This is a genomic window from Actinotalea sp. (genome assembly GCF_035443605.1).
Taxonomy (GTDB): Bacteria; Actinomycetota; Actinomycetes; order Actinomycetales; family Cellulomonadaceae; genus Actinotalea.
On sequence record NZ_DAORSQ010000017.1, the window covers coordinates 25451 to 30427 of the forward strand.

Here is a 4977-nt window from a genome sequence, read left to right on the forward strand (position 1 = left end):
GGTCTCCACGACGGGCTCGGTCTCCACGACGGGCTCGGTCTCCACGACGGGCTCGGTCTCCACGACGGGCTCGACGATCTCGAGCACCTCGACGGTCTCCACGAGGACCTCGCCGTCCGCGGTCTCGACCACCTCCACGGTCTCGACGACCACCTCGACGACCTCGATCGGTGCCTCCTCATCGGTCACCTCCGGCGCGGGCTCCGCCGGGACCTGCTCTGCGGCGACCTGCTCGGCGGGGACGTCCACGACGTCGACCTCGTCGACCTGGTCGGGGGTCGGCTCCTGGGTGCTCACTGGGTCTCCACTCCCTCGATCGTCACGTCGACGGCCGGCGTGTACTCCGTGCCCTCGACGATCCCTGCGGCCGCGACCGCGTCCAGCACGTCCATCCCGGAGGTGATCGTGCCCATGACGGTGTATCCGCCGGCTGCGTCCGCGGGGATCGCGGAGTCGGCGTACACCAGGAAGAACTGGCTCCCGTTGCCCGACGCGTTGTCGGCGGGACGGGCCATCGCCACCGTACCGGCGGGGTAGACGCCGTCGGTCGGTGCGTTCTCGATCGGCCCGAACGTGTAGCCGGGTCCGCCGGTGCCGGTACCCGTCGGGTCCCCGCACTGCAGCACGTAGATGCCCTCGAGGGTCAGCCGGTGGCAGCTGGTCCCGTCGAAGAAGCCCTCCTGGGCCAGCGTGACGAAGGACGCGACGGCCTGCGGTGCCGCGGCCCCGTCGAGCTCGAGCGTCAGGTCACCGGCGGTGGTGGTCAGCGCGGCGGTCCACGTGCGGCCCTCGGCGAGCGCGGGGTCGGGGACGACGCGCGTCACGGCCGGGGTCTCGGCTGCCGCGTCGGACGCGGCCTCGACCGTGCCGTCGCCGCGCGTCGCCTCCAGGACAAGGAACACCACGGCGACCAGCGTCAGCACGCCCAGCACCGCACCCGCGACGACGCGCTGGCGGCGCTTGCGTGCCCGCACGGCCGCCTGGTGGGCGGCCCACTTCTCGTGCCGCTTGCGCGCGTACTCGCGCTCGCGCTGTCTCGTGGACACCTGGACTCCTGTCTCACCCGGCGCGCCTGCGCGCCCGTCAGCTCTGCTCGTTCGCCGCCGGAGCACCGGCGGGCCTCGCACAGTCTAGGGAAGCGCGGCGGGGCAGGCGACGCACGGCCGTCCCCGGGGGTCACGGTCCGGTCTCGGCGGCGGTGCGGTGCGCGGCTAGGCTCTCGGGGTGATCCTCCGGACCGTCGTGGCCCCCCTCCTCGGTGCGACCTGCTCCGTGCTCGTCGACGACGCCGGCCGATGCGTGGTCGTCGACCCCGGCGGCGGCGTGGCGGCCGAGGTGCTGGCCCTCGTCGCGGCCGAGGGCTGGACCCCGCTGGCGATGCTCGCCACGCACGGCCACGTGGACCACACCTGGTCGGCGGCCGAGCTGGGCGATGCCTGGGACGTCCCGCTGCACCTGCACGCGGACGACGAGTACCGCCTCGACGCCCCGTTCGCCACCCTCGGCCCGCTCGGCCCGCAGCTCGGTGCGATGTCCGGCCTCGCCGAGCCCCTGCGCCCCGCGCGCGTCGAGACCTTCTCGGCGGGGCCGGACGGCACGGCGGCGCTGCGCCTCGGCTCCGAACGGGCCGGCTGGATCGAGCTCACGGCCCTGCACGTGCCCGGGCACACGCAGGGTTCGACGGTCTACCTCGTCGACGCCCCGGCGCCGACGGCCCTGACCGGGGACGTGCTGTTCGCCGGGACGATCGGCCGGACGGACCTGCCCGGCGGCGACCAGCGCTCGATGATGATCAGCCTCACCCGGCTCGCCCGCCTCGCGCCGGGCACGATCGTGGTTCCCGGGCACGGCCCGTCCTCCACGATCGCCGACGAGCTCGCCACCAACCCGTACCTGCGCGCGGCGCGCTGAGCCGCGCCACCGGAAGGATCGACCATGGCCCGCCCCACCCCGCTGTCCGGCTTCCCCGAGTGGCTGCCCGCCGGACGGGTCGTCGAGCAGCACGTGCTCGACGTGCTCCGCCGCACCTTCGAGCTGCACGGCTACGCCGGTGTGGAGACGCGCGCCGTCGAGCCGCTCGACCAGCTGCTGCGCAAGGGCGAGACCTCCAAGGAGGTCTACGTGCTGCGCCGCCTGCAGGAGGACCCGGCGGGTGCGGAGGTCGACCGCTCCGGCGCCCTCGGGCTGCACTTCGACCTCACGGTCCCGTTCGCGCGCTACGTGCTGGAGAACGCCGGCCACCTGGCGTTCCCGTTCAAGCGCTACCAGATCCAGAAGGTGTGGCGCGGCGAGCGGCCCCAGGACGGCCGGTTCCGCGAGTTCGTCCAGGCCGACATCGACGTCGTCGGCCTGGGCGAGCTCCCGTACCACTACGAGGTCGAGGTGCCTCTGGTCATCGCCGAGGCGTTCGCCGCACTCGCCGCGGTGGGGATGCCGCCCGTCCAGGTGCTCGTCAACAACCGCAAGGTCGTCGAGGGGTTCGCGAGCGGTCTGGGGCTCACCGACGTCGACGCGGTGCTGCGCGCCGTGGACAAGCTGGAGAAGGTGGGTGCGGCCGGGGTCGCGGCGCTGCTCGCGGCGGAGGCGGGCGCGGACGCCGCGCAGGCCGCCGCCGTCCTCGAGCTGGCCGCCGTGCGCGGCGGGGACCTGGGCGTCATCGACCGGGTGCGGGAGCTCGCCCGCCTCCACGGTGCAGAGGACGATCTCCTGGCCCAGGGGCTCGACGAGCTCGCGGCACTCGTCGGGGCGGCCGCGCTGCGCGCGCCGGGCGTGGTCGTCGCGGACCTGCGGATCGCCCGCGGGCTGGACTACTACACGGGCTCCGTCTACGAGACGGTGCTCGTCGGGCACGAGAGCCTCGGCTCCATCTGCTCGGGCGGCCGGTACGACGCGCTGGCTGCCGACGGAGCCACCACCTACCCGGGGGTCGGGATCTCCGTGGGCGTCACGCGCCTCGTCTCGCGACTGCTGTCCGCGGGCCTGGTCACGGCGACCCGCAGCGTGCCCAGCGCCGTGCTCGTCGCCGTCGCCGCCGAGCAGGACCGCCCGGCGTCGGACGCCATCGCGGCCGCCCTGCGTGCCCGAGGCATCCCGGTGGAGGTCGCGCCGTCGGCCGCGAAGTTCGGCAAGCAGATCCGGCACGCCGACCGGCGCGGCATCCCGTACGTCTGGTTCCCGGGCGCGGTGGACGACGACGGCGTCCGGGCGCCGGGGCAGGTCAAGGACATCCGCTCGGGCGAGCAGGTCGACGCCGACCCCGCGGCGTGGGCGCCGTCCGACGAGGACCGGTGGCCGCGCGCCGTGGCGGCGATGGACGTCGCGGGCGGGGCCACGCGCTGACGCGGGCTCAGGCGGCTCCGTGGCAGGCCGGGTGGGCGGGGGAGCGACCCGGGGCTTAAGGTGACGCCGTGTCATCTCCCGAGCTGAACGCCGCCCCTCCCGCACGCGAGCTGGGCTGGACGCCGATGATCTTCATCGGCCTCGGCCTGGCGCTCATCGTCATGGACGCGACGATCATCAACGTCTCGTTGCCGTCGATCATCGCCGACCTCGAGATCACGTCCGTCGACGCCGAGTGGATCGGCGCGATCTACGCACTGGTCTTCGCGGCCCTGCTCATCATCTTCGGTCGCCTGGGGGACCGGTACGGCCGGCGCAAGGTCTTCCTGCTCGGGGCGATGGTGTTCACCGTGGCGAGCCTCGTCGCGGCCGTCGCCCCCACCGGACAGGCCCTCATCGCGGCGCGAGCCCTGCAGGGCGTCGGCGGCGCGATGATGTCGCCCACCTCGCTCGCCCTGGTCAACGCTCTCTACCGGGGCCGGCGGCGCACCATCGCCTTCGCGATCTACGGCTCCCTCATCGGCGGCATGGCGGCGATCGGCCCGCTGCTCGGTGGCTTCCTCACCACCTACGCCTCGTGGCGCTGGGCCTTCGGCATCAACCTCCCGCTCGCCGCCGCGATCATCATCGGCGGTCTGCGGGTGGTCCCCGAGTCCCGCGAGGACCACCCCGAGCCCGGGACGGACGTCGTGGGCGCCGTCGCCTCCGCGCTGGGGATCGGCGCGCTCGTGTTCGCGCTCATCGAGGGCCGCAGCTACGGGTGGTGGACCGCCCAGGTCGACGGCAGCCTGCTCGGTGTCTCCTGGCATGCGGGCGGTCCCTCGCCCGTTGCCGTGGCGCTCGTCGTCTCCGCCGTCGCCATCGGGACCCTGACGTGGGTCGAGCAGGCGCGTGTGCGGGCCGGCCGCGTGGTGCTCATCGACCTGTCGCTCTTCCGGATCCGCTCGTTCGGCCTCGGCTCGATGGCGGCCCTCATCGTCTCGATGGGGGAGTTCGGGGTGCTCTTCTCCTTCCCTCTCTTCCTGCAGTCGGCGCTCGGGTACACCGCGCTGGGCGCCGGTGCGCTGCTCGCCTCGCTCGCCCTCGGCTCGTTCCTCTCGGCGCCGACGACGGCCCGGCTCGCCGCGCGCATCGGCACGCGCAACGTCGCCCGGCTCGGCATGGGGCTCGAGGCGATCGGCATCCTCGGCCTCGGGCTGGTGGTGACGGCGCAGGTCAGCGCGGCCGCGATGGTGGGCTGGCTCGTCGTCTACGGCATCGGCGTGGGGTACGCCTCGGCGCAGCTCACCGGGCTCATCCTCGCGGACGTGCCCGTGCGGCAGAGCGGTCAGGCGTCGGGCACGCAGTCGACCGCCCGCCAGATCGGCTCTGCGCTGGGCACCGCCGTGCTGGGCACGGTGCTGTTCGTCGGCCTGGCGCACGACACCGAGACCCGGGTGGCGCAGGTGCCCGGCGTCGACGCGGCGCAGGCTGCCGAGGTCGCGCGGCTCGTCGAGGAGTCCGCGGGGACGGCGATCCCCGGCATCGCGGCCCAGCCCGGCGGCGAGCCCGTCGCCGAGGCAGCGCGCGCGGCGTTCGCCGACGCTCTGCGCCGCACCGCCATCGTGGGCGCGGGCTTCGTCACGCTCGGCCTCGTCG

At 74.4% G+C, this 4977-nt stretch carries 5 protein-coding genes; 3 read left to right on the forward strand and 2 right to left on the reverse strand.

All coding sequences use genetic code 11. The features are described 5' to 3' along the window. The coding region (locus PKY62_RS03495) for a hypothetical protein (RefSeq protein WP_324534892.1) at positions 1-297 on the reverse strand (297 nt) is incomplete at its 3' end. After that, on the reverse strand, positions 294-1046 hold the full coding sequence (locus PKY62_RS03500) for a peptidylprolyl isomerase (RefSeq protein ID WP_324534894.1): 753 nt from the start codon (positions 1044-1046) through the stop codon (positions 294-296). The genes PKY62_RS03500 and PKY62_RS03495, both read right to left, overlap by 4 nt. 178 nt (positions 1047-1224) lie before the next feature. Here PKY62_RS03500 and PKY62_RS03505 point away from each other — a divergent pair, with 178 nt between their 5' ends. The 3 genes from PKY62_RS03505 to PKY62_RS03515 form a co-directional block, all read left to right on the forward strand. Continuing rightward, positions 1225-1911 (forward strand): MBL fold metallo-hydrolase, encoded by a 687-nt coding sequence (locus PKY62_RS03505; protein WP_324534896.1) that lies wholly within the window; start codon positions 1225-1227, stop codon positions 1909-1911. Positions 1912-1935: 24 nt separating this feature from the next. After that, a complete protein-coding gene (hisS, locus tag PKY62_RS03510; RefSeq protein ID WP_324534898.1) occupies positions 1936-3339 on the forward strand; it encodes a histidine--tRNA ligase in 1404 nt (467 codons plus the stop codon). A 68-nt stretch (positions 3340-3407) separates the two neighbouring features. Further along, a partial coding sequence (locus PKY62_RS03515; protein ID WP_324534900.1) for an MFS transporter occupies positions 3408-4977 on the forward strand: 1570 nt, incomplete at its 3' end.